General features: G+C 58.5%; 23 protein-coding genes. 16 read left to right on the forward strand and 7 right to left on the reverse strand.

What is annotated here, in order from left to right:
- Positions 1-8: 8 nt before the first annotated feature.
- From ACSV9I_RS16535 to ACSV9I_RS16550, 4 genes are read right to left on the reverse strand one after another with little or no spacing between them, the layout of a single operon-like run.
- Entirely contained in the window at positions 9-1,046 is a 1,038-nt protein-coding gene (locus tag ACSV9I_RS16535; RefSeq protein ID WP_438329956.1) for an LLM class flavin-dependent oxidoreductase, read from the reverse strand.
- A 2-nt stretch (positions 1,047-1,048) separates the two neighbouring features.
- Positions 1,049-1,975, reverse strand: coding sequence for a flavin reductase family protein (locus ACSV9I_RS16540; protein WP_438329957.1), 927 nt, complete (start codon positions 1,973-1,975; stop codon positions 1,049-1,051).
- Entirely contained in the window at positions 1,965-2,777 is an 813-nt protein-coding gene (locus ACSV9I_RS16545; protein ID WP_438329958.1) for an alpha/beta fold hydrolase, read from the reverse strand. Before ACSV9I_RS16545 ends, ACSV9I_RS16540 begins: the two co-directional genes overlap by 11 nt.
- A complete protein-coding gene (locus tag ACSV9I_RS16550; RefSeq protein ID WP_438329959.1) occupies positions 2,752-3,354 on the reverse strand; it encodes an amino acid synthesis family protein in 603 nt (200 codons plus the stop codon). Before ACSV9I_RS16550 ends, ACSV9I_RS16545 begins: the two co-directional genes overlap by 26 nt.
- 94 nt (positions 3,355-3,448) lie before the next feature.
- On the opposite strand from ACSV9I_RS16550, the gene ACSV9I_RS16555 reads away from it, so the two are divergent.
- The gene (locus ACSV9I_RS16555; protein WP_438329960.1) at positions 3,449-4,144 is read left to right on the forward strand and encodes a GntR family transcriptional regulator; all 696 of its coding nucleotides are present in this window, start codon (positions 3,449-3,451) and stop codon (positions 4,142-4,144) included.
- A gap of 396 nt (positions 4,145-4,540) precedes the next feature.
- Positions 4,541-5,665, forward strand: a complete 1,125-nt coding sequence (locus ACSV9I_RS16560) for a tyrosine-type recombinase/integrase (RefSeq protein WP_438329961.1) — start codon at positions 4,541-4,543, stop codon at positions 5,663-5,665.
- A gap of 14 nt (positions 5,666-5,679) precedes the next feature.
- Here ACSV9I_RS16560 and glsA read toward each other — a convergent pair whose 3' ends face one another.
- The gene (glsA, locus tag ACSV9I_RS16565; RefSeq protein WP_438329962.1) at positions 5,680-6,645 is read right to left on the reverse strand and encodes a glutaminase A; all 966 of its coding nucleotides are present in this window, start codon (positions 6,643-6,645) and stop codon (positions 5,680-5,682) included.
- 184 nt (positions 6,646-6,829) lie between these two features.
- Between glsA and ACSV9I_RS16570 the strand changes: the two genes are divergently transcribed.
- The 8 genes from ACSV9I_RS16570 (at position 6,830) to ACSV9I_RS16605 (ending at position 17,655) form a co-directional block, all read left to right on the forward strand.
- On the forward strand, positions 6,830-7,438 hold the full coding sequence (locus ACSV9I_RS16570; protein ID WP_054157530.1) for a TetR/AcrR family transcriptional regulator: 609 nt from the start codon (positions 6,830-6,832) through the stop codon (positions 7,436-7,438).
- Positions 7,439-7,471: 33 nt separating this feature from the next.
- Positions 7,472-8,608, forward strand: coding sequence for an efflux RND transporter periplasmic adaptor subunit (locus tag ACSV9I_RS16575; protein WP_054157452.1), 1,137 nt, complete (start codon positions 7,472-7,474; stop codon positions 8,606-8,608).
- Positions 8,609-8,672: 64 nt separating this feature from the next.
- Positions 8,673-11,753 carry an efflux RND transporter permease subunit gene (locus ACSV9I_RS16580; protein WP_438329963.1) on the forward strand — a complete coding sequence of 1,027 codons (3,081 nt, stop codon included), beginning with the start codon at positions 8,673-8,675 and terminating at the stop codon, positions 11,751-11,753.
- A 500-nt stretch (positions 11,754-12,253) separates the two neighbouring features.
- Positions 12,254-13,852, forward strand: a complete 1,599-nt coding sequence (locus tag ACSV9I_RS16585; protein WP_438329964.1) for an ABC transporter substrate-binding protein — start codon at positions 12,254-12,256, stop codon at positions 13,850-13,852.
- A gap of 168 nt (positions 13,853-14,020) precedes the next feature.
- Positions 14,021-15,025: an ABC transporter permease subunit gene (locus ACSV9I_RS16590; protein ID WP_054157449.1), complete on the forward strand. Its 1,005-nt coding sequence runs from the start codon at positions 14,021-14,023 to the stop codon at positions 15,023-15,025.
- Between the two features lie 14 nt (positions 15,026-15,039).
- On the forward strand, positions 15,040-15,948 hold the full coding sequence (locus ACSV9I_RS16595; protein ID WP_054157448.1) for an ABC transporter permease subunit: 909 nt from the start codon (positions 15,040-15,042) through the stop codon (positions 15,946-15,948).
- Between the two features lies 1 nt (position 15,949).
- The gene (locus ACSV9I_RS16600) at positions 15,950-16,798 is read left to right on the forward strand and encodes an ABC transporter ATP-binding protein (protein WP_082352438.1); all 849 of its coding nucleotides are present in this window, start codon (positions 15,950-15,952) and stop codon (positions 16,796-16,798) included.
- Complete coding sequence (locus tag ACSV9I_RS16605) at positions 16,795-17,655, forward strand: dipeptide ABC transporter ATP-binding protein (protein ID WP_438329965.1); 861 nt, start codon at positions 16,795-16,797, stop codon at positions 17,653-17,655. The genes ACSV9I_RS16600 and ACSV9I_RS16605 overlap by 4 nt, the downstream gene beginning before the upstream one ends.
- Before the next feature lie 57 nt (positions 17,656-17,712).
- Here the strand turns inward: ACSV9I_RS16605 and ACSV9I_RS16610 are convergent, their stop codons facing one another.
- The gene (locus ACSV9I_RS16610) at positions 17,713-18,174 is read right to left on the reverse strand and encodes an Lrp/AsnC family transcriptional regulator (protein WP_438329966.1); all 462 of its coding nucleotides are present in this window, start codon (positions 18,172-18,174) and stop codon (positions 17,713-17,715) included.
- A gap of 187 nt (positions 18,175-18,361) precedes the next feature.
- Between ACSV9I_RS16610 and ACSV9I_RS16615 the strand changes: the two genes are divergently transcribed.
- The 4 genes from ACSV9I_RS16615 (at position 18,362) to ACSV9I_RS16630 (ending at position 21,969) form a co-directional block, all read left to right on the forward strand.
- Positions 18,362-19,534 (forward strand): amino acid aminotransferase, encoded by a 1,173-nt coding sequence (locus ACSV9I_RS16615; protein ID WP_438329967.1) that lies wholly within the window; start codon positions 18,362-18,364, stop codon positions 19,532-19,534.
- Between the two features lie 4 nt (positions 19,535-19,538).
- The gene (locus ACSV9I_RS16620; protein WP_438329968.1) at positions 19,539-20,168 is read left to right on the forward strand and encodes a YitT family protein; all 630 of its coding nucleotides are present in this window, start codon (positions 19,539-19,541) and stop codon (positions 20,166-20,168) included.
- Between the two features lie 85 nt (positions 20,169-20,253).
- On the forward strand, positions 20,254-21,018 hold the full coding sequence (locus ACSV9I_RS16625; RefSeq protein WP_438329969.1) for a GntR family transcriptional regulator: 765 nt from the start codon (positions 20,254-20,256) through the stop codon (positions 21,016-21,018).
- Between the two features lie 30 nt (positions 21,019-21,048).
- A complete protein-coding gene (locus ACSV9I_RS16630) occupies positions 21,049-21,969 on the forward strand; it encodes a sugar kinase (RefSeq protein ID WP_438329970.1) in 921 nt (306 codons plus the stop codon).
- A 12-nt stretch (positions 21,970-21,981) separates the two neighbouring features.
- Here ACSV9I_RS16630 and ACSV9I_RS16635 read toward each other — a convergent pair whose 3' ends face one another.
- The gene (locus ACSV9I_RS16635; protein WP_438329971.1) at positions 21,982-22,137 is read right to left on the reverse strand and encodes a hypothetical protein; all 156 of its coding nucleotides are present in this window, start codon (positions 22,135-22,137) and stop codon (positions 21,982-21,984) included.
- A gap of 506 nt (positions 22,138-22,643) precedes the next feature.
- Here ACSV9I_RS16635 and ACSV9I_RS16640 point away from each other — a divergent pair.
- Together ACSV9I_RS16640 and ACSV9I_RS16645 are read left to right on the forward strand one after the other, a co-directional pair.
- Positions 22,644-23,603: a PAS domain-containing protein gene (locus ACSV9I_RS16640; protein ID WP_438330023.1), complete on the forward strand. Its 960-nt coding sequence runs from the start codon at positions 22,644-22,646 to the stop codon at positions 23,601-23,603.
- Between the two features lie 399 nt (positions 23,604-24,002).
- Positions 24,003-24,902, forward strand: a complete 900-nt coding sequence (locus tag ACSV9I_RS16645) for an SDR family oxidoreductase (RefSeq protein ID WP_438329972.1) — start codon at positions 24,003-24,005, stop codon at positions 24,900-24,902.
- Positions 24,903-25,096 lie beyond the last annotated feature (194 nt).

The raw sequence follows: 25,096 nt of genomic DNA on the forward strand, positions 1-25,096 counted from the left end.
GGACCCCCTCAGCCAAAAGCCGGCATGACGTCGGCGATGAAGCGTTCGAGCGAGGCCTTCTTGCGCTCGAACGACATGCCGGTGTCGATCCACATCGAGTATTCGTCGTAGCCCAATGCCTCGTAGGCTTTCAGCCGGGCAATTACCTCGTCGGCTGTGCCGATCGGCAGGTTCTTCCGCATGACCTCCGGCGACAGCATCGCATTGGCGGCCATTTCCTCTTCGGTCAGGCGTTCGATCAGTCCCTGGCTGATCGGCTTCTCGTTCTTGAACCAGGCGGAGAAGTAGTTGTAGTAAACGCTGACCTCGCGGGTCGCCTGATCGACGTCGGTGGCATCCGTGCCGACATAGGTGTGCAAGAGCAGCATGATCTTCGGCCGCGGCTGATCGGGCGCCTTTTCGCAAGCCGTGTTGAAGCGCCCCATCAACGCCTCGATTTCCGGATCGCCGTTCCAGAGCGGCGTCACCTGAACGTTGCAGCCACTGGCAACGGCGAATTCGTGGCTGTTCGGATCGCGCGCCGCAACCCAGATCGGCGGATGCGGCTGCTGCACCGGCTTTGGCGCTGATGTCGTGGACGGGAACTGCCAGAACTCGCCCTGATGGGCATAGTCTCCGGCCCAGAGACCCTTCACCGCAGGGATCAGTTCGCGCATGCGCTGGCCTGCACCCCAGGCATCGAGGCCAGGGAGCAGGCGCTCATATTCGAAACCATAGGCGCCGCGCGCAATCCCAATATCAAGACGGCCGTCGGAAATGATGTCGGTCATCGCCGCTTCGCCGGCCAGCTTGATCGGATGCCAGAAGGGCGCGATCACCGTTCCCGTGCCGAGGCGCACATTCTTCGTACGGCGGGCGAGGTCCGCAAGGTTGATAAAGGGGTTCGGGGCGATGGTGAAATCCATCGCGTGGTGCTCACCGGTCCAGATCGCGTGCATGCCACCGCGATCGGCGATCTCGCAAAGCTGGATGAATTCTTCATAGAGCTGGCCATGCGACTGGCTGGCATCCAGCCTTTCCATATGGACGAAGAGCGAGAACTTCATGCCTATCCCCTGGTGACCTGGGCGTGCACCCGGCCCTTTTCCTGATTTCCGACATAGACCCCGAAATTGCCGAGGCTCGATTCCTGAACATAGCGCGTCAGCACGTCGCGCGTGGCGCGGTCGGCGACGCGTTCCAGCGGCAGGGCGCCGACGGGGTATAGCTTAGCGCCCTCGACATGGCCTTCGCCGAGCGTTGCCCGATAGATAACGTACTGGCGACGGGACTGGGTGTCTTCGTAGATGGAGTAGACCAGGCCCGGCGCGACCGGGAGGCGGCAAAGCTCGCGCAGATGACCGAACAGGGCATCGACGCCTTCTCCACCATTCTCCATGTCGATCGATGGAAGACGAAGAGTGCCGTCCGGCGCTTCCTGCAACAGCACCTCGCCGTTGCGTTCGGCGACCGCGCCCAGTGTCTGCGGCATGTCCTGCCCGGCGAGCAACGCCTTGTCCGATAGCGCCGGCGAGAAATAGCCGCCCCGTGCATAACCGAGCCCGGCCAAGCCTGTATCCTCGAAAGCTTCAACCCGTCCGATCAGGATGACATGGTCACCTGCTTCGACCACCTGGTGGGTAGAACAGTCGAACCAAGCGGACACGTCGGCAAAGATCGGTGAGCCCTGTGGCCCGTCACGCCAAGAGACCGCAGCGAAACGATCCTCGACGGGTCGGGCGAAGGTGTTCGAAACATCCTTCTGCGCCTCCGACAGGATGTTGACGGCAAATCCGGCCGAACCGGTCATGGCATCAAAGTTGCGCGAGGTTTTGGCGAGGCAGACGAGAAGAAGCGGCGGATCGAGCGAGACGCTGGTGAAGGAATTGGCAGTAAAGCCGATCGGCTCGCCTGCAGTATTGCGAGTGGTCACCACGGTGACACCGGTCAAAAAGGCACCGAAGGCATTTCGCAAGGCGCGCGGGTCATGCGTCATGGCAGGCCTCCTCTCCTGTCCGGTTCATCCAGTCGGCCAACGCAGCGTTGACCTCTTCAGGCGCGGTCAAATTGACCATGTGACGATGACCGGAGATGATCACCGCTTGTCCCAACCGGGTGGATGCTGCCATGGCGCGGGCCATGTCCGGCGTCGAATTGAGATCGCCCTCCCCTGTCAGAAAGAGCGCCGGGCAGATGACCTCCGACCACCTGTCAGCATAGACCGCGTCTCCATTTGCAAACGCCGCATAGGCGGTCGCATAGCCCTGCTGGTCGACTTCGGCGAGCAGCCTGCGCGACAAGGCATACGCTCCCTCATGCTCATGCCCTTCACCGAACCAGCGCCGCAGCGGTGCCTCTCGATCAAAGCGACCGGTCTCGATTTCTGCAGCGCGCTGCCGCACCGCATCCCGTGCAGCCGGATCCCGACGATGGACACCGTTGAGAAGCGCAACACGTCGAACGAGCTCCGGTGCCTCGACGGCGAGCCCAGCGGCAATAAGTGCGCCCATGGAGTGTCCGGCCACACTGACCGGGCCTCGACCGAGTTCGGTGAGGAAACGCAGGAAACGACTGACAAAGTCCCTTAGGTCAGTTCCGCCTGTAAGTGGTGCACTTTCCCCGTGCCCCGGAAGGTCAGCCGCGATCACCTCGAAGCCTTCGGATAGAGCTTCGATCTGCGGCGACCACGCCTCCAGCTTCATGCCGACACCATGGATCAAGACGAGCGGCTCGCCGCGTCCGACCGCGACATAGGTCGTGCCCGACGGCATCTCAGACCGCTGCGGGATTATGGACATCGTTGCCCAGCTCCTTCAGGTCCTGATAGCGATCGCCGATGCGATGATGCGGACGGCCGCCGATTGAAGCACCGAGAGCCACGACAATTTCGTCTGCAGCAGGCGCATCCGGGATTGCACACTGGATCGTCAGGTAGTGGGAGCGTCGGCCCTCATCGTTCTTGTCCATCAGCGGGATCATGATCGGCGCGTTCGCTCCGCCCCGTGTGTTGCAAAAGGCGAGATAAGATTTGGCCCCGACGGCTTGGCGATAATGGTTGCCGAAGCGCAGCGTATGAATGAGCGCCGAGGCATGCTCGATCTCACCGTCGAGACCGACGACAGCAGCCTTGCCATAACCTTCGACAGCTTCGCCCGATCCCGCCACGTCAAGGATCATCTTGGTGAGAAGCGTACCGAGCACCGGGGCGGCGGCATGGATCTCTGGCTTAAGGTCCTCGACGAAACCACGTCCAGCCCAAGGGTTTTTCACAACGGCAATGGCTGCGATGAGCTTCAGCGGCTTCGGTGCTGCCTTACCACCTTCGATGAGCGTGGTTTCAACGTGGAGCAGGGTTTTGCGAATGACCGGAACCAAGGCCGCCTCCTTCTGATGTGTATGCCACATGTTGGTATACCATCAGACAACGTGTCAAGACCTTGCTGGTGACAAAAAATGCAGCTATGGAAGAATGATGCTGAAACAAGACCATGACCTTGCCGATCTGCGGATCGAAACCCCGCCCGTGACCTTGAGGGAGATTGCCCTCGACCGGTTGCGGCGCGCCATTATCTCGGGCCTTTTTGAACCGGGACAAAGATTGGTGGAGCGTAACCTCTGCGAGCAGATGGGTGTCTCGCGCTCCGTGATCCGGGAAGTCATCCGCCATCTGGAATCAGAGGGGCTGGTCGAAAACGTTGCTAAGCAGGGGCCCACGGTCGCACGGATTAGCTGGGAGGATGCCAGACAAATCTATGAGATCCGATTGGCCCTCGAAGCCACTGCGGCGGCAGATTGTGCAAGGCGAGCCGATGCGGCAATCAAGGCCAAACTGGCAACAGCCCTCGATGAACTCGATCAAACGTCAAAGAACCAGTCTCCGCCCGCAATTCTGGATGCGACACTTGAGTTCTATAAAGTCATGTTTGAGGCCGGTGGGCACGTCATCGCCTGGGAAATCGTGAACCGTCTCAACGGACGTATTTCCCGCCTGAGGGTAATGACGCTTTCGACACGAAATCGCACAGTTTCTGGGCCTGCCCGGATGAGAGAAATTTTTAATGCCATTACAGACAATGACCCGGAAGCAGCAGAGCGCGCCTGCAGATCGCATATAGAAGAGGCCTCTGAAATCGCCAGATCACTGCTTTTGAAGGAAGAGTTGTGATCTTCAGCAACTTCCCCTCGGAAAGAGCTAAAACCATCCAAAGCGATCCTTCTGGCTTAGATTCAAGTGGCCGAGAGGAAAACGAGCGTCGCGAACAGCCAAGGCATAACCTCTGCCATGGTTTGGAAGGCGCCTATCTGTAAGTCCAGCATCCGCCTGGAAACAGAGATTGCGGCCGTCACTCCTAAATCCCTGCGTGTTGATTCATGTTCCCCCGGCTGTCGGCCAGGAGGTCATCGGTACCGCCGACGGGCGAGCACCACGTTCCGGTCATTTGAGTTCAAAAACGGAACGTGCAGTTTGCCGCCCATTTGGCCCGATAACTGCACACCCTGTCGTTGATCAATAATGTCCGATAATCTTGCATTATCGGACATTATGGTCTTCATAGGTTGAATGACCCAAATCATCGATCAAAGCAGTGAAGATTGCGTCAAGGTGAGCTCGTCACCGCCGGGTATTGTGGCTCCCAGTGATCCGGCTCAGACATCGCCCACCTCCCCCGTTGAAAGTGCCGCGGACCCTGCACATCTGGCCCACCTGACCGTACGGGCGCGCGCCTATGTCGAGGCAGCAAGTTCCGCCAACACCCGCAAGGCCTATGCATCCGACTGGAAACATTTCGCTGCCTGGTGTCGGAGATCGAATATCGATGTCGTTCCTGCAAATCCGCAGACCGTCGGCCTTTATATCACCGCCTGCGCCTCAGGCACCGCCGCCGGCCCTGGCGACCATGGCACAAGGCCGAATTCGGTCGCGACAATCGAGCGCCGCCTTTCCTCACTATCCTGGAATTACGCGCAGCGTGGCCTCGTCCTTGATCGCAAGGACCGCCACATCACCGCGGTGATGGCGGGTATCCGTAACCTCCATGCTCGCCCGCCTGCGCAGAAGGAAGCGGTGATGGGCGCAGACATTCTCGCGATGATCGATACGCTCGAACGAGGAACGCTTCGGGGAATGCGCGACCGTGCCATGCTGCTTGTAGGTTATGCCGGCGCCCTTCGGCGATCGGAAATCGTCGGGCTTGATCTGAAACCCGATCAAACCGAGGAGGGTCGAGGCTGGATCGAAATCCTCGACCAAGGCTTGGTTGTAACCCTGCGCGGCAAGACCGGCTGGCGGGAAGTGGAGATTGGGCGGGGTTCAGCCGACGCAAGTTGCCCGGTTGCAGCCATCGAAACATGGATCAAGTTCGCTAAACTTGCGCATGGGCCCCTGTTTCGCCGCATCACTGGGCAAGGAAAATCCGTCGGCCCCGATCGCTTGAATGACAAGGAAGTCGCGCGGCTGGTCAAGCGTGCCGCCATGGCGGCAGGCATCGGCGGCGACCTGAGCGAGACAGACCGCGCCCTTAAGTTCTCAGGGCACTCATTGCGTGCCGGGCTCGCATCGTCAGCAGACGTGGAAGAGCGTTATGTCCAAAAGCACCTCGGGCATGCATCAGCCGAGATGACCCGCCGCTATCAGCGGCGTCGGGACCGCTTCCGGATCAACCTGACCAAGGCATCGGGGCTTTAGAGCCATCCAGTCGATCACAAGCGGCTAGCACCGAAGACAGACCAATCTGTTTTCGAGGTCAGAATTTCCAGACCGAGAGCTCCAAGCCAACTGTTCCCCATCGGATCGAGCGCGGGGGACCAGACGGCAATAGATGCATGAAGCGGCGCGATGGCAAGAATACCACCACCGACTCCGGATTTTGCAGGAAGTCCAACACGATAGGCGAAATCGCCTGATCCATCATACTGCCCGCAGAGCATCATGATTGACAGGATGCGCCGCGCCCTACGGGCCGCACTGAGTTTCACCTCGTCATCATCCTTGGGATCATCAAGGATCAGAAAGCGACCTGCTTTCGCGAGGCCACGGCAATCTAGTTTGATCGCACACTGGTGAACATAGGTATCCATTACATCCTCGACTGGATTGGTGAGGTTGTCGAAGTGTCGGGCCATGAACATCAGTGATCGATTGAGATCTCCCCCTGTACGGTCGCTGGCCATGACATCGTCATCAAGTTCAATCGGTTGACCGTCGAGCATACGTTCAAAGAGCGCAATGACATGCCGATTTGGACTGTTTTGGCCTTTGAGGGATGCCAAAACATCGCAGACCACAAGCGCGCCGGCATTGATGAAAGGGTTGCGGGGGATGCCTTTCGCGCGCTCCAGATCGATGATCGAATTGAAAGGGTCGCCAGACGGGTCTCGCCCTACCCTCTTCCACAATGCCTCGCCGGTAGCCTCAAGGGCTACTTCCACGGCAAAGACCTTGGAAATTGATTGAATTGGAAAGCTGACGCCCGCATTTCCAGCCGCGGCCATCTGGCCGTCCTTCATGAAGACGGCAATTCCAAACTTTTCAAAATCCGTCCTGCGCGGCGCGGGCTTTCCGGCTGCGTCTGCCTCGACAGTCGCCTTTTCGAGGATCTCAGGGCTCGCCTTGCGCACCGCAGTGACAACGTCGTTGAGGGTCGTCTGGAGGTTCAACTCGGTCATTTGCGGCTTCACAATAATACACCTTTTCCGGACTGCCGGTTTCAGCACCGCGCCGCTGTGGACGGCATCACGGGTGCAAGATGCTCTTGCTTGGATTTTGTTCCCGGAACATCAGGATTGACTCATATCACCTTTCGTTTTACGACTGACGAAATTCGATTTTCGTCAGCATTCAGGATTTATCATGTCAGCAATTGCAGATAACGCGCTGGAACCGGGGCGCCAGGAAAGCAATCACCGCATCTTGGATGCGGCAGAGGCACTTTTTCGTCACTATGGCTATGCCAAGACCACCGTCGCAGACATTGCCAAAGATCTCGGCATGTCACCTGCGAACATCTATCGTTTCTTCGCATCAAAGGCCGAAATCCATCAGGCGCTTTGCGCGCGAATGCTGCAACAGAGCCTGACGATTGCCGAGGATGCAGCCAAAATGCCAGCCAGTGCCGAAGAGAGGCTGCGTCACTACTCCCTCGCGCATTTCAAGTTCACCGTCGACATGATGCTGGTCGAGCAGCGGGTGCACGAGATGGTGCTGGTTGCGATTGAACGCGAATGGAATGTCATCGATGAGTTTATCGACAAGATCCAGGACGTGGTGGCGACAATCATCGCCGATGGCATGGAGAAAGGCGAGTTCCGCAAAGGGGATGCCGATGCAGCGGCACGTGCTTTTGGAGCCGCTACGATCGCGCTGCACCATCCGCAACTGGTCGCCCAATGCGTCGGCAAACCCAACCGCGTCACGCCGGAAGAACTGACCGATTTTGCAATCAAGGCCCTCAAGGTCTGACCTCCCCCCTTTCCGCACCCAAGGTATTGTCCGATGTCCCTTTCCTTCTCATCTACCCGTCTTGTTTTGCCTCTCCTGGCAGTCCTCACGCTCTCTGCATGCACTGAGGAGCAAGCAGAGGCTCCCACGGAAACTCCTTCACGGCCGGTGAAGGTGGTTGAAGTAGCACCTGCCGCCAAGGCCCGCGAACTCCGCTACTCTGGCATCGTCAAAGCTCGCAGCGAGGCTGCCACTGGCTTCCGCGTCGCCGGCAAGATTACCGAACGGCTGGTCGACATCGGTGACCGGGTCGTCGCAGGTGAGGTTCTGGCACGTCTTGATGTGGCCGACTACGTGCTTCAACTCAAAAGCGCTGAAGCCAATCTTGCATCGGCCGAACGGCAGGTCGAAACGGCAGCCTTCGCAAAGGCCCGTGCAGAAGCACTCTTCCGCCAGCAAGTCAGCACCAAGGCACAGCTCGAGCAGGCAGAGCTTTCCTTCAACCAGGCCGTCGCCAATCGCGACAGCGCCCGTTCCAGCCTTGAGCAGGCACAGAACCAGGTCGGATACGGGGAGCTAAAGGCAGACCGTCCCGGCATCGTCACAGCAATCAATGCCGATGCAGGGCAGGTGGTCCCAGCGGGCAATCCGGTCGTAACTCTGGCAGCCGACGGCGAAAAAGAAGTACTCATCGCAGTTCCTGAAAACGAGATCCTCGCCTTTTCGGTCGGCAAGAAGGTCGATGTCGGGCTTTGGTCGAAGGAAGGTCTGAAGCTTGAGGGTACGGTTCGAGAGGTCGCCGGCAGCGCCGATCCGGCATCCCGAACCTTCTCTGTCCGTATTTCAGTCTCTGACAATCCTGACATCCTGCTTGGAATGACGGCGCGGGTGGTAGCTCAGGCGAGCGCCGAAAAAGAGCTTTTCGAACTCCCCCTTTCTGCCCTTGCGCGCGATGCCGAGAACGCCCCGATTGTCTGGGCCGTAGAGCGCGATGGCCAGACGGTTCACTCCCGTCGCGTAACTCTCGAAACATTTTCGGAAGCGGGCGTGCAGATCTCACAAGGCGTGAGCGCAGGGGACATCGTCATCGTGGCTGGTACCCAATTCATGCGGGAGGATCTCAAGGTCGCGCTTGAGGGCGATACCCTGTCCCAACTGGCAAGCGGAGAACTCACGGCGTCGACGCGCTGACCTCCCCCGCTCTGCCCTCATCTTTTCGCTGATACGGTCAGCCCCTCCCCTCGGATATTTCACCATGAGCACCTCACCTGCAGCCCCGGGTTCGTTCAATCTGTCCCGCTGGGCCATCCAGCATCCCTCCATAGCGCGGTTTCTATTCGCCCTGATCCTCCTCACGGGCTTGTTCGGCCTGATGCGCATGGGTCAGAAGGAAGATCCAGACTTCACCTTCCGTGTCATGGTCGTTCAGGCCTTCTGGCCTGGTGCCTCACTCACCGATATGCAGGATCAGGTCGTCAACAAGATCGAACGGAAACTGCAGGAAACTCCTCATCTCGATTGGGTGAAATCCTATACCCGTCCCGGCTCGGCCATCATCACGCTCCAGGTCAATGGCGACACCACGGCTCAAGACGTGGCAGATGCTTTCTACCAGGTGCGCAAGAAGGTCGGCGACATTGAAAACGAGCTGCCGGAAGGCTTACTCGGTCCGTACTTCAACGATGAATTCGGCGACACTTTTATCACCCTTTACGCTCTGACCGGAGAGGGGTTCTCCTATCCGGAGCTCAAAGGATACGCCATTCAGGCACGCGACGTCCTACTTGCGACCGAGGGCGTTGAGAAGGCCGTCATTCTCGGCGACCAACCACAGAAGATCTTCATCGACGTCTCATCACAGACCCTCGCGGAACGCGGCCTGACATTTGCCGATCTTCAAGAGGCACTGGCCGGCCAGAATGCGATCGACGCCACGGGATCGATCGACACAGGGTCCCGCTCCGTCCGGATCGCCGTTGACGGCGGACTGAGTGCCGCTGAAGACATCCGCGAGCTGCGTTTGAGCGCCGGCGGACAGGTAACGCGACTTGGCGATATCGCTACCGTGACCGAAGGGTTGGAAGATCCCTATCAGCGGAAGTTCCGCTTCAACGGTCAAGACTCCGTCCAGGTAGGCGTGGTCATGGCGAAGGGTTTCAAGGTCACGGATGTCGGTAAGGCCGTGGAAGAAACACTGGGCCGCTTTGAAGCCGGATTGCCGCTCGGCGTCGAGGTGTCTCAGATCTCCAATCAGCCAGAGGTCGTCCGCGAGGCGGTGGGAGAGTTCTCCAAGGCCCTTGGGGAAGCGCTTCTGATCGTCCTGGTGGTGTCGTTTCTCTCGATCGGCTGGCGCTCTGGTCTCGTTATCGCAATTGCCATCCCCCTCGTGTTGGCTGCGACCTTTGCCATTATGTACGAGCTTGGACTGGATCTGCAGCGCATCTCGCTCGGCGCCTTGATCATTGCGCTAGGCCTTCTGGTCGACGACGCAATGATCGTGGTTGAGCTCATGGAACGTAAATTGGAGGAGGGGCTAAGCAAGATCGACGCGGCCAGTTTCGCCTACACCTCGACTGCCTTCCCGATGCTGACCGGCACGCTGATCACCACCGCGGGATTCATTCCGGTCGGCTTCGCTGAATCCACAGCTGGCGAATACGTCCGCTCACTGTTCTATGTCGTTGGCATTTCGCTGGTCGTGTCATGGTTCGTGGCCGTCTATTTCACCCCCTGGCTCGGCTACATGCTGCTCAAGCATCGCCCGCATGTGGGCGAACACAAAGACGTTTTCGACACCCCGTTTTATCGCCGCTTGCGGGCGACCGTTGGATTTGCCGTCAAGCATCGGATCCTGGTTGTGCTGGCGACACTCGGCATTTTCGCGGCAAGCCTCTGGTCCTTTCAGTTCATTCCGCAGAACTTTTTCCCGCAATCATCTCGGCCGGAAGTGTTGGTCGACCTCTGGCTGCCCGAGGGCACGTCAATCAAGGAAGTCGAGGCTGAAGCGAAGCGTCTCGAAGCCACGATCCTGAAGGACGAGGACCAACGCTTTGTCGCAACCTATATCGGGGAGGGGGCGCCCCGCTTCTTCCTGCCGCTGGACCAGCAACTGCGCAATCCAAACTATGCCCAGCTCTTGGTCATGGCCAAAGACGAGGCTGCCCGCGAACGCCTCATTGTGAAGTTGCGGGGTATTCTGGCCTCCGATTTCCCGACCGTTCGAGGCAAGGTGGATCGCCTTTTCCTAGGCCCGCCGACCGGATGGGCCGTCCAAATGCGCGTTACGGGTCCGGACCGAAATCAAGTCAGAAAGATTGCGAACGAAGTTAAAGCCGCTTTCCATGCAGACCCTGTTCTTCAGGCCGTGCATGATGACTGGCTCGAACCAGTCGCAGCAATGACGCTCGTTGTGGATCAGGACCGAGCTCGCGCTCTGGGCGTCAGCTCGCAAAGACTTCGGCAGATGCTGCAGGCGACAATGAGCGGGGCGCCACTGGCCGATGTCCGCGCAGGCGAAGAGACAATCTCCATCGTGGCGCGGGAGCCGGAAGAGAATCGGCGCCTGTTGACAGCTGTCAACTCGATTTATGTCCCGACCGATCTCGGCGCATTCATCCCCCTATCGCAGATCGCCAAGGTCGTCCCGGCCCTCGAACAAGGTATCGAATGGCGCCGCGACAGATTGCCAACAATTACCGTTCGAGCCACGCTTCCGGATGGCGTTCAATCGAATGATGTCACCATGCGGATCTTCGACCAGCTTCAGCCGCTGCGTGACAACCTACCACCTGGCTACGCCGTTGAAATCCAGGGCGGAGCAGAGGACAGCGCTGAAAGTCAACAATCGATCGCCGCAAAGGCACCGATCATGCTTCTTGTCATCGTCGTCCTGCTGATGATCCAGCTGCAGCACTTCGGCAAAGCAATGCTGGTTCTGGCAACCGGTCCGCTGGGCATCATCGGTGCCTCTGCTGCCTTGCTGATCTCAGGCGCACCTTTTGGCTTCGTCGCCATCCTCGGCGTCATCGCACTCCTTGGGATCATCATCCGCAACTCAATTATCCTGATTGATCAGATCGACCAGGATATCGCGGCTGGCATGGATCGCGGCGAGGCGATCATCGGCTCTGCGGTGCGTCGTTTCAGACCCATCACACTGACGGCTCTGACCGCCGTCCTGGCACTCATTCCGATCTCACGCGGTATCTTCTGGGGACCGCTTGCCTACGCCATGATGGGTGGCATTCTGGTCGCGACGGTCCTGACCATCCTCGTCCTGCCTGCCGCCTACTCGCTCTTCTTCGGCCGCTCTCCCCAAACCCAGCGCGCCGACTGAAGGGGGAGGAGGAGCCCTGCCGGGCTCCTCCTCATCTTCTGATACGAAATTTCTTGACCGACTGATAAAATTTTCGTTTACGTCAGATTGGTTTCGCACTTGCCAAATAGCGCCGTCCAAACCGCCTCCAGGCCATCGCCAAAATCCGGCATTTCCGGCGATTCTCACATTCCGCTAAATCACGTTAAACTCACGTGACAAGGCGCAGGCTCTAGTATTATGCTCTACAAATCCTTGATCGGGGCGAAAACCGGACCGAATTGTAGGCAGAATACGGCAGATTCTCTCTTTACATCGCATTCAGAGCCGATAAGACACTGCATCAGCGACCTGACGACCGGGCTTGGAATGGTAGCTTATTTGCGACCAACCCATCTCGTTCTGACTGTTTGCCAGGATGTCGATCAAAGCCGACGTTCATAAAACACGGGCGCGGTTCACGCGCCGCGGGACCAGAAGAACCGGCGAGGGGCATACCCGTCGCCATTGGGAGACTACTGATGAAAACCAAGTTCGCCTTCGCCGCTGCAGCTCTGCTCGCGGCCACGTTCCTCTCCGGCGCCGCCAGCGCCAAGACCTTCGTTTATTGCTCGGAAGGTTCGCCTGAGGGCTTCGACCCGGGCATGTACACCGCCGGTACGACCTTCGATGCCTCCGCACATCCCGTCTATAGCCGCCTGATGGAATTCAAGCCCGGCACGACCGAAGCCGAAGCCGGCCTTGCCGAAAGCTACGAAGTCAACGCTGATGGCACCGAGTACACTTTCAAGCTGCGCCCGGGCGTCAAGTTCCACACCACCGAATTCTTCACGCCGAGCCGCGAACTCAACGCCGACGACGTGATCTTCTCGCTTGAGCGCCAGATCAAGGCTGACCATCCCTGGAACCAGTATGTCGCCGGCAGCTCCTGGGAATATGCAGCCTCCATGGGCTTCCCGGAACTGATCAAGTCGATGGAAAAGGTTGATGACCTGACCGTCAAGATCACGCTCAACCGTCCGGAAGCACCGTTCATCGCGAACCTCGCCATGCCGTTCGCTTCGATCGTATCGAAGGAATACGCTGACAAGCTCGAAGCCGAAGGCAAGAAGGAACAGCTGAACCAGATGCCAATTGGCACGGGTCCGTTCTCCTTCGTCGCCTATCAGCAGGACGCAGCCATCCGCTACAAGAAGAACGCCGACTACTGGGGTGGCGCGCCGAAGATCGACGACCTCGTCTTCGCAATCACCACGGACGCCGCTGTTCGCTATCAGAAGCTCAAGGCTGGCGAATGCCACCTGATGCCCTTCCCGAACGCAGCCGACGTCGAAGCGATGAAGAGCGACCCGTCCCTGACCGTCATGGAACAGGAAGGTCTGAACGTTGCATATCTCGCTTACAACACGACGCAGGCTCCGTTCGACAAGCCTGAAGTCCGCAAGGCGCTGAACAAGGCGATCAACAAGGAGGCGATCGTTGACGCCGTCTTCCAGGGCATGGCAACACCTGCCAAGAACCCGATCCCGCCGACAATGTGGTCTTACAGTGAAGCCACTGTTGACGACGCCTACGACCTCGACGCTGCCAAGAAGGAACTCGAAGCAGCCGGTGTCAAGGATCTGTCGATGAAGATCTGGGCCATGCCTGTTTCGCGTCCGTACATGCTGAACGCACGTCGCGCCGCTGAAATCATGCAGGACGACTTCGCCAAGGTCGGCGTGAAGGTTGAGATCGTTTCTTACGAATGGGCTGAGTACCTCGACCGTTCGAAGGCCAAGGATCGCGACGGCGCCGTCATGCTCGGCTGGACCGGTGATAATGGCGACCCGGACAACTTCCTCGACACCCTCCTGGGTTGCGAAGGCGTTGGCGGAAACAACCGTGCGCAGTGGTGCAACGAAGAGTTCGACACGCTCGTAAAGAAGGCCAAGGTCACCTCCGACCAGGCCGAACGTACCAAGCTCTACGAACAGGCGCAGGCCGTCTTCAAGAAGGAAGCACCCTGGGCGACCATCGACCACTCGCTGTCCGTCGTGCCGATGCGCAAGGAAGTTACTGGCTTCGTCCAGAGCCCGCTTGGTGACTTCACCTTCGAGAACGTCGACATCGCCGAGTAATCGGTCAAACATGCATCTCGCCGCGGGCCATTGCGCCCGCGGCGAATTTTGTTGATGCTGTCTGCCAATGGCGGGCATCGACCGGAAGCGTCAGACGCTTCGTGGAAACCAAGGATGATCAAGGCGCGATGCCGGTCTCCTTCAAGATAACAACAACAGGTCACACACATGTTCGGCTTTCTGTTGCGACGGCTCGCCGTCCTGATCCCGACCTTCCTCGGTGTCTCGGTAATCGCCTTCGCATTCATCCGCCTGCTGCCAGGCGACCCAGTCGCGCTGCTATCCGGCGAGCGCGTGATGTCACCCGAGCGCCATGCGCTGATCAGCGCACAGTTGGGTCTGGATCGTCCTGTCGTATTCCAGTATTTTGACTATCTCGGCGGTGTCCTTACCGGGGACTTCGGCACCTCGATCGTCTCCAAGAGTGCGATCATCGACCAATTCTTTGCTCTTTTCCCAGCAACCGTCGAATTGTCGATCTGTGCGATCCTTCTTGCGGTCGCGATCGGCGTTCCCGCAGGTATCATCGCGGCTATCAAGCGCGGCTCCTTCTTTGACCAGACCATGATGGGCATAGCTCTTGTCGGCTACTCAATGCCGATTTTCTGGTGGGGGCTGCTGCTCGTCATTCTGTTTTCCGGTATCCTGCAGTGGACGCCGGTATCCGGTCGCATTTCGTTGATGTTCTTCTTCCCCCCGGTCACTGGGTTCATGCTGATCGATAGCCTGCTATCGGGCCAGAAGGGTGCCTTCGCATCGGCCGTCAGCCACCTGATCCTGCCGACCATCGTGCTCGCGACCATCCCGCTTGCTGTCATCGCCAGACAAACCCGCTCGGCCATGCTTGAAGTCTTGTCGGAAGACTATATTCGCACAGCCCGTGCAAAAGGCCTGTCTCCCTTCCGCGTCGTCAGCCTCCATGCTCTCCGTAACGCCATGATCCCGGTCATTACCACGATCGGCCTGCAGATCGGCGTCCTTCTCGCTGGCGCCATCCTGACAGAAACAATCTTCTCATGGCCTGGCATCGGCAAGTGGATGGTCGATAGTGTCTTCCGCCGTGACTACCCAGTCATCCAAGGCGGATTGCTGCTGATCGCTGGCATCATCATGGTCGTCAACCTGATCGTTGATCTGCTGTACGGCCTGATCAACCCGCGCATCCGCCACTAGAAGGATAAATTCCCATGGCAGAGATTTCCCCAAACCAAGTCGTCAGCAGCGCGCAGATGCGTCGCCAGATGCTGGCTGAATTCTGGTTCTACTTCTCGGAAAACCGCGGCGCTGTCATCGGCCTCGTCGTCTTCCTCGCCCTCGTCCTGACTGCCGTTTTCGCTGGCGTCATCGCCCCGCATTCGCCGTTCGAACAGTATCGCGACGTGGTGCTGCTTCCGCCGGCATGGATGGAAGGCGGAAACTGGAGCTATCCACTCGGCACCGATCCCGTCGGCCGCGACATCCTCTCGCGCTTGATCTACGGCTCGCAGTATTCGCTGTTCATCGGCGTCTTCGTCACCACGCTGTCGCTGACCACCGGCATCGCGATCGGCGTCATCGCCGGTTATTATGGCGGTTGGCTTGATACTGCCATTATGCGTCTGATGGACATCATCCTGGCCTTCCCGTCGCTGCTCTTGGCTCTTGTGCTGGTGGCCATCCTCGGACCGGGCCTGACAAATGGTATGATTGCCATTGCGCTCGTGCTGCAGCCGCACTTCGTGCGCCTGACGCGTGCCGCCGTCATGACGGAAAAAACGCGCGACTACGTCACCGCCGCTCGCCTTGCGGGGGCAGGGCCCCTCCGCCTGATGTTCCGCACCATCCTGCCGAACTGCATGGCACCGCTGATCGTCCAGGCCACACTGTCTTTCTCGAATGCAATTCTCGACGCAGCCGCCCTTGGCTTTCTTGGCATGGGCGCACAGCCGCCGGCACCCGAATGGGGCACGATGCTTGCGGAGGCCCGTGAATTCATCCTGCGCGCCTGGTGGGTCGTGACTTTCCCGGGTCTCGCCATCCTGATCACGGTGCTGGCCATCAACCTGATGGGCGACGGCCTGCGCGACGCGCTCGATCCCAAGCTGAAGAGGTCCTGACATGGCACTGCTCGACATTCAGAACCTGACCGTCGAATTCCAGACATCCAACGGCTGGTTCAAGGCCGTTGACGGGGTATCCATGGCCGTCAACAAGGGCGAGGTTCTGGCCATTGTTGGCGAAAGTGGCTCCGGCAAGTCCGTCGCCATGCTGGCCGTTATGGGTCTCCTACCTTGGACTGCCCGCATCACCGCCGACAAGATGGAATTTGAGGGTCTCGATATCCAGAAACTGTCGCCTGCGGAACGGCGCAAGCTGATCGGCAAAGACGTGGCGATGATCTTCCAGGAGCCTGTCGCCAGCCTCAATCCCTGTTTCACAGTCGGCTTCCAGATCGAGGAAGTCTTGCAGCTGCATATGGGGCTCGGCAAAGCGGAACGGCGTGCCCGCGCCATCGAACTGTTCAAGCTTGTCGGCCTGCCCAACCCAGAGGATCGCCTCAACCACTTCCCGCACCAGATGTCGGGCGGCCAGTGCCAGCGCGTCATGATCGCGATCGCGATCGCCTGCAATCCGAAGCTTCTGATCGCGGACGAACCGACGACGGCCCTCGACGTGACGATCCAGAAGCAGATCCTCGATCTCTTGATGAAGCTTCAGCTCGAGACGGGCATGGGATTGATCATGATCACGCACGACATGGCTGTGGTGGCAGAGACCGCGGACCGCGTCATCGTCCAGTACAAGGGTCGCAAGATGGAGGAGGCCGACGTGCTTTCGCTATTTGAAAACCCTCAGAACCCCTACACCAAGGCACTGCTGTCGGCCCTGCCGGAAAACGCCACTGGTGATCGCCTGACGACGGTCTCCGATTTTCTCAAAGCCGCCGACATGGGAGGTGCTGCATGAGCGCTGACATCAACGCGACCAACCCGATGCTGGAAATCCGCGATATTAAGCGCGACTATCATGTCCCCGGCGGCTTTCTCAAGCCGTCCAAGGTCGTGCAAGCCGTCAAGGGCGTTTCGTTTTCGCTCGAAAAGGGCAAGACGCTGGCGATCGTTGGCGAAAGCGGTTGCGGCAAGTCGACACTTGCCCGCATTTTGACGTTTATCGACGAACCGACAGCCGGCGAGCTGCTGATCGACGGCCAGAAGGTGGATACACGTCCAGGACATCTGACAGCTGAAATGCGTCAGAAGGTGCAGATCGTCTTCCAGAACCCCTATGGCTCACTCAATCCACGCCAGAAGATCGGCGATGTGCTCGGTGAACCGCTTCTGATCAACACCAAGATGAGTGCTGCGGAGCGTCGCGAGCGTGCGACCGAGATGCTGATCAAGGTCGGCCTCGGCCCAGAGCACTATAACCGCTATCCTCACATGTTCTCCGGCGGTCAGCGCCAGCGTATCGCGATTGCCCGCGCGCTGATGCTCAATCCGAAGCTTCTTGTCTTGGACGAGCCGGTCTCCGCACTCGACCTGTCGGTGCAGGCCCAGGTTCTGAACCTGCTTGCCGACCTGCAGGATGAATTCGGCCTGACCTATGTCTTCATCAGCCACGACCTCTCGGTCGTCAAATACATCGCTGACGAAGTCATGGTGATGTATTTCGGCGAGGCCGTCGAATATGGAAGCCGCGACGCGGTGTTCTCCGACCCTCAGCACGAATATACCCGCACGCTGTTTGCGGCCACGCCGCGAGCAGATGTAGAATCGATCCGTGCCCGCATGGCCAAGCGCAAGCTGGCCCTCGCAGCCGGATGAAACGAGAGCAGGGGAGGGCGCCAAACGGCGCCTTCTCCGATGCTATGACTGGCAAGCCTACTCCGGCAAATAGCCATAGACGACCTTTGGGCTATCGAAGACCATTATTGAGTTGATCGTCTTGATATCAGTCAATTGGTCGAACTCCTGCCAGATGAGCCGCTTGTAGTCCGCCATGTCACGCACCGAGATCTTCAAAAGGAAATCAAAGCCCCCCGCCACCGCATGGATCTCGACCACCTCGGGAAGACGGCGCACATGCTCCACGAACCGGCCGCTTCCATGGCGTGTGCTATGATGCAACGTGATCTCTATGAAGGCTTGGAAACCCAGGCCGACACAGGCGGGATCGACGGCGATGACCTGGCGGATGACACCAGTCTCATAAAGTCGGGCAAGGCGTCGGGAGAGGGGCGCCGCCGTCAAACCGACCGTCTCTGCCAGTTCAGAATTCGTCAGAGTTGCATCCAACTGCAGACATTGAATGATCCGCTTGTCGGTTTTATCCAGTTCAATCATATGCCAATCCCCCCAGATCAGAATGGACCGCGATTTCCCTGCAAGGCCGGTTGCATTGCGGCAATTGCCTAAAGCACGCAATTCCTTGTAAGATATGCTCCTGCAAATTGTCGAAATCGCACAAGATTTTGCGTTGCGGTATTGCTATGTGTGCGACACCCATCCCTCTCCCCCGCAGGCTCGCTTCATGTTCGACAAACTCGCCTCACAGCCGACAGACCCCTTGCTCGCTTTGATCGGGCTCTACAATGCGGACGGCAGGCCCGACAAAATCGACCTTGGCGTAGGCGTCTATCGCGACGATCGAGGCCGCACACCGGTCATGGAAGCGGTGAAGTCAGCAGAAACGTTGCTCCTCGAAACACAGGAGAGCAAGTCTTATGTGGCCCCTGAAGGCGATCGCATCTTCCTTGATCTTCTGTGGGATCTTGTCGGTGGTACGGGAACTGGAAAATTTGCAGCCGGCGTCCAGACCCCTGGAGGGTCCGGCGCCTTGCGGCTCGCCGCAGAGCTCATCGCGCGGGCCGGAACCGGACGCCTGCATCTCGGGCTACCGAGCTGGCCGAATCATGCGGGCATCTTCGGCGCAACCGGCCTTACCGTCGAGACCCATCCGTATTTCGATGTGGCTACGCAGGACGTTCGTTTCTCCAGCATGATGAAGGCTCTCAGCAGCGCCCAAAGAGGCGATGCCGTACTGATCCATGCAAGCTGCCACAATCCTACAGGTGCCACCCTGACAGCAGCCCAGTGGGAGGAGCTTGCAACCACAATTGCGGAACGCCGTCTGATACCACTGATTGACTCTGCCTATCAGGGTTTCGGCTCCGGTATCGAGGAGGACGTTCTGGGGCTGCGCCGGGTGATTGCTGCAGCACCTGAAGCGCTTGTCGCTGTTTCTTGCTCAAAATCCTTCGGAATTTACCGTGAACGGACCGGCGCGATCTTCGCTGTCGCCGAAACGCAATCCGCAGCCGATACGGCGCGCACCAACCTCGTCACCATGGCGCGCACCAGCTACTCCATGCCGCCCGATCATGGAGCAGCCGTAGTGCGCACCATTCTCTCCTTTGACAGCCTTCGCCAGACCTGGGCCGACGAGCTCAACAGCATGCGATACCGCCTGAACGAACTCCGCCGAGAGTTGGCAACAGCGCTCTCGGATTCGTGGCAACTGGCACCACAAATTGCCGAACAGCAAGGCATGTTCTCGCTCCTGCCCTTGACGGAAGCTGATGTGTTGTCGATGCGCACCCAGCACGGGATCTATATGCCGACCTCCGGCCGCATCAATATCGCGGGCCTGAAAAAGACCGACGTCGCGCGTGTTGCATCCATTCTCAAGCCGCTTTTGGGATGACGCCATGACCACGACAATCGCCAACACCGAGGCGAGAGCCGAGCGCCACCGTCTCTATGAAGACCTGCTGGCAATGATATCTGGGACCATGTTCGTCTCCCTCGGCACGCTGATCTATGCCAAAACCATGCTGACCGTCGGCTCGAGTGCCGGTCTCGCACTTCTCGTGTCCTATACGAGCGGCTGGGGTTTCGGCCCGATCTTCTTCCTCATCAATCTCCCATTCTACTTCCTCGCAGTGAAGCGAATGGGTTGGCCGTTTGCCATCCGGACGTTTACGGCCGTAGCTCTGGTTTCGGTCTTGTCGCGGCTAAACAGTCAGTGGATCGACTTCTCACACCTCGATCCGCTCTATGCCACCGTCATCGGCGGAGGCTTGATTGGAACAGGATTGCTGATGTTGTTTCGCCATCGCACCGGCCTTGGCGGCATCAACATTCTAGCAATGTATCTCCAGGAAAAGACCGGGCTCCGCGCCGGCTACTTCCAACTCGGCGTAGACCTTACCATCCTCGCCGCCGCATATTTCGTGCTTCCGGCCGACCGACTGGCCTTGTCAGTTTTGGGCGCAGCCATTGCCAATCTAATTCTGGCGATCAATCACAAGCCGGGACGCTACATGGGTCTCAGCTGAGGACTTGGACCGACAGAAGCGTATTTACCCCTCGGTCGAACTGATATACTAGTATATCAGTTCGAGACTCCGAGATTGATCTCCCATGCCTGCGCTTGGCAAAACCCAGATAGCCGTCGATGCAACTGCACCGGCAACGACGAGGGGTGCGGCCCACCGGATCCATGCCACACTGCGTGATGACATCATTCATATGCGCCTGCGCCCCCTCGACATCCTTGCCGAAAAGCAGCTCGTGACCCGTTTCGGCGTCAGCCGCACACCTATTCGCGAGGCATTGCTGCGACTTGCCGACGAGGGGCTTGTAGAGATCGTTCCCCAATCGGGTACTCGTGTTGCCCGCATACCGGCCAGCGCGCTGCGTGAGGCAATTCTGATCCGCACTGCCCTTGAAGCAACAACCGTCTCACTGGCGATCGCGGGGTCCAGCGACGAGGCAATCGCGCTGCTTCGTAGCAATCAGCGAGAACTTGCGGAAGCCGCGGGGCAGGGGGACATTGCCCGCATCCATGTGATCGATACCGCATTCCACCAGTTGATCGCAGAGATCGCCGGATGCCCGGGCATCTGGTCGGTCATCGAGCGCAGCAAGATCCAGCTGGACCGCTATCGTTCATTGGTTCTGCCGCAATCAGGGCGGATCACCCTCGTCGTTGATGAGCACGCAGCCGTGATCGAAGCAATTGCAGCCGGGAATGACCGGCTGGCGGTCGAAGCGATGCGTCTGCATATCGGCCGAATGATCGAAGAAATCGAGGAGCACGACATGCTTGATCCAATGCTCTTCGTTGATGACCGCCAACGCGTGGTCCCCGCGTGGCGGAACCTGACCACCCCAACCTTTTCATAGTCAATCGAAACTACAAGGAATTCAATCAAGATGGGACGGATCGTATCGATCGGCGAGTGCATGGGCGAATTGTCGGAAACAGGCGCGCCCGGCGTACTGAACATGGGCTTTGCCGGCGACACGCTCAATACCGCCTGGTATCTGCGTCGTCTCCTGGATGCCCGCTGGCAGATCGACTATGTCACCGCGATTGGCAGTGATGGTCTTTCGGACCGGCTCATCGACTTCCTGGACCAGGAAGAGATCGGCACCGAATATGTGCAGCGATTGACCGACAAGACGATTGGTCTCTACTACATCACTCTGAAAGATGGTGAGCGCTCCTTCACCTACTGGCGCAATGACAGTGCCGCCCGCCGGCTGGCCAGTGACCCGGCCCGCCTTGAGGCCGCGCTGGACGGCGCCGATATCGCCTACTTCTCTGGCATAACTCTCGCCATCCTGCCACCTGCGGACAGATTGACCCTGATTGACACTTTGTCACGCTTTGCAGGTCTTGGAGGTCGCGTGGTGTTCGACCCCAATCTCAGACTTCGCCTTTGGGACAATGTCGAAACCATGCGTGGGTGGATCAATCGTGCCATTGCCATCAGCGATCTGTCATTGCCATCCTTCGATGACGAAGCAGCGCACTATGGCGACAGGAACCCAGAAGCAACCGCAGGCCGTTTCCGTGACACGGGCGCGCAGCGCGTCATCGTCAAAAATGGCGCGGGAGAGATTACAATCCTCGACCGGGACGGCAGCCTGGAAAAACTTGCAGTGCCTCCAGCCCCTGCGATTGCAGACACAACTGCCGCGGGAGACAGCTTCAATGCCGGATTTCTCGCAGCAGAGCTCACTGGCGCAACAATCCAGCAATCCGTAACTGCAGGAGCCTTGCTCGCAGGGCGTGTCATCGGTGAAAGAGGCGCTCTGGTCCGTTCTGCAACCGAGGTTGCGCCGACTTGACCTACGCGTCTGTCAAGCGCCAGCCAGCGTAAAATAGGCCCAGGTCGCGACGAATGCCAGCACAAGTACGCCCCAAGTCAGCCGGCGGCGCAGCATCGGCGACAGCGTCTTCTTGGGCTTCGGCACCTTCGGTTCGGGCGGGCGCTCGAACTTGATCACGTTCGACATGAGGTCCTCTTCAACCTTGGTCCTGCTTGACCCTCTTTCCCTGCACGGAAGTGACACGAATCACAAGATCCAGCGCGGGCAAAATATCCATCCTGATGAATCGGCGACCGCAAATTGCTCTCGACCTTGACGCTAAAAACGTGACTTCGGCTCGCATTGGCTTTAATCAAAAAGTCGATACACCCCATAATTGTTTAAACGATGTACAATTATGATTTAATTTGGGCAAGTGCTCCTCTTCAGGGCAATTAGGCCTTGCTCCATTGCGATAAACTTAATTACCTTCTCCTCAACGCCTCCCAAGCGCCAGGTCTATCTCGAAGTGAGGAGCTTCGCAGAATGGGCACGAAGAATAGCGGGAATACAACTTATCCAAGAGATAGAGATTTTCTTCAATGCAAAATTTCGAGCTAACAGTCAATCTACCGGATACTGCGACAACTCCCTTCAAGGCGTCCGGCGTTTCATCTGCACACTTCCTGAAACTTATCGAAGAACGCAGAACCATTGGTTTTTGGTCCTGCGATGTCTCAAGTGGAAAATGCTGGCCAAGCACCGGGTTCTACCGAATCCTCGGCCTGCAGCCCGGCACACCCTTCGAAATCTCCGGCATCGCTCAACAAGTTCACCCGGAGGATAGGGTGCTGGTTGAAGATCTATGGTCGATGATCCGCCTCGGCGTTCCGGTCAACCGCGATTTCCGCATCATTCGTTCCGACCGGACCGTTCGCTGGATCGAGCTTCGATCGGAAATAGTCCTCGACCAGCATGACAAGCCGAGCCGTGCAATCGGCATGCTTCTTGACGTGACTGCGATGCACGAATCCCGCCATGCGCTGGAGGATATGCTCGACCGCCAGAAGGCCATGGGCTCTCTGGTCAGCATGGAATGGCGCATCAGTGGGGACGGGACCTCGCTGACCCAGTCGAACTGGAATGGCCTGACTGGTCAGAACGAGATGCAGGCGGCGGGCGGTGGCTGGCTGGCAGCCGTGCATCCGGAAGACCAGAGCCGTGTCGCTTCCGACTGGGCGCGTGCAGTGTCGACCAACAGCCCCTATCGAAACAATCTGCGGATCCGCAGGGCGGACGGGATCTACGAATGGTTCCATGCGCGGGCCGTTCCAATCATTAAGAAGGGTGGCCAGACGCATGAATGGATTGGTATCCTGATCCGGACTGACGAGATCCATGCCTCGCATCTGCCCGACGATCACTCTTACCAGACGATCATGCCGGCACAGATTCGCGCGGCGCGCGCCATCCTGGAATGGACACTGGACGACCTGTCACGCATCTCGGGTGTATCGGTTTCATCCATCCGTCGCATCGAAGCGGGCGGCGAACGGGTGACACGTCCTGCCTCGCTGATCGCAATTCGCGAAGCTTTCGAGAAGGAAGGCTTGCACTTCCAGGACGATTCATCGGTTTCGTTCAGCCGGGTTCGGACCAACGCGGAATCCTGAGACTGCCGCCATCAAGCTGGACGCCCAGGCGAAACTGCTGCGTCCTCCAGTTGCTATGACGCGTGCCCTGTTGATCAAGTTCGATCTGCATGGCACGCGTCAGAGAAATTTATGAATACGCAGCCTGCCTGTGAGTTGCCTGGAATCAAGCACCGCCCGTAGGGTTGAGACACGCATGTCACAGACAGCAAAAGCACGGGAATGTAAGCTCAGGTCCGTGTGCCCGTAAAGCGCGACAATCGTGTTTTTGTCGATGCTCACTTACGGTCCATGCTGCAGGCGGTATGCCGAGGATGTGAACATCTTCCACTTTACCGCAGCGTTCCAATCTGCAACCAACGCTTGCATTGATGTTATCGGTCACAGCCGTTCTGCAGAATATCCGCCGAAAGGATTGCCATGTCAGCGCAATATCTCGTTACGGGCGCTTCCGGTCAGCTGGGTCGCCGCGTTCTCCATCATCTCCTTGAAACACTCATGGTGCCCGCAGGCGATATCGTCGCTGCCAGCCGCAGACCGGAAACGCTGAAGGAGTGGAAAGATCGCGGCGTCACGGTGCGGCGGGTGGACTTCGACGAGCCTTCATCTCTTCGACATACATTTGCCGAAGCGCGTCGTGTGATGCTGATCAGCACCAACAGCCTTGATCGGCCGGGACATCGGCTCAACCAGCACCAGGCTGCAATTCTGGCAGCCGAGCAAGCGGGCGTAGGGCACTTGCTCTACACATCCATGCCCGATCCGGCGAATTCACCACTGCTGTTTGCCCCGGACCACGAAGGCACAGAAGCCGCGATCGCGGCCAGCACTATCCCTGCGTGGACCATTCTGCGCTCAAACTGGTATTTTGAAAACGTCTACAAGAAGGCCCCAACGGCTCTGGCGAGCGGTCATTGGCATTCGTCGGCCGGCGAAGGCCGCGTTGCCTACATCGCCCGCGACGATGTTGCTCTTGCAGCGGCCAAGGCCCTGGTTGAAGCCAATGAGGGCAAGCAGACCTTTACACTCACCGGTTCGAAAACCTACGCATATCGTGACGTCGCAGCACTGCTGTCCCAAGCAACGGCGAAAGATGTAACCGTCGTCGATGTACCGCTAGAAGCGCTCGTGAACGGGATGATCTGCGGTGGCTTGCCAGAACCGATAGCGCGCGTCTTTGCCTCGGTCGACACCACTGTTGGGGTTGGCGGCCTGTCGATGACAACAGACGATTTCCGTTACCTCACTGGTCGTGCGCCACAAAGCTACGAGGAGTGGTTCGCGGCCTCTGCAGACAATCTGAGATCATTGGTTGCCTGATCTGTGACAACCGCCCCCCACTAAACCGAAATGGCACCATGTAACAGTTTTCTGTCTAGTACGCTCCATTCCAACATCAGCGGTGCGGATCGCACTTTGTGCCCGTGTAAGATCCGTCAAGGGTATCCTTGTTAGGGGATGGCCAACGCATGGATCTTGTCGTCACCCCAACAATCTAGGCGCGGCGGAGACAT

It is taken from the genome of Rhizobium sp. G187 (assembly GCF_051549525.1).
GTDB lineage: Bacteria > Pseudomonadota > Alphaproteobacteria > Rhizobiales > Rhizobiaceae > Allorhizobium.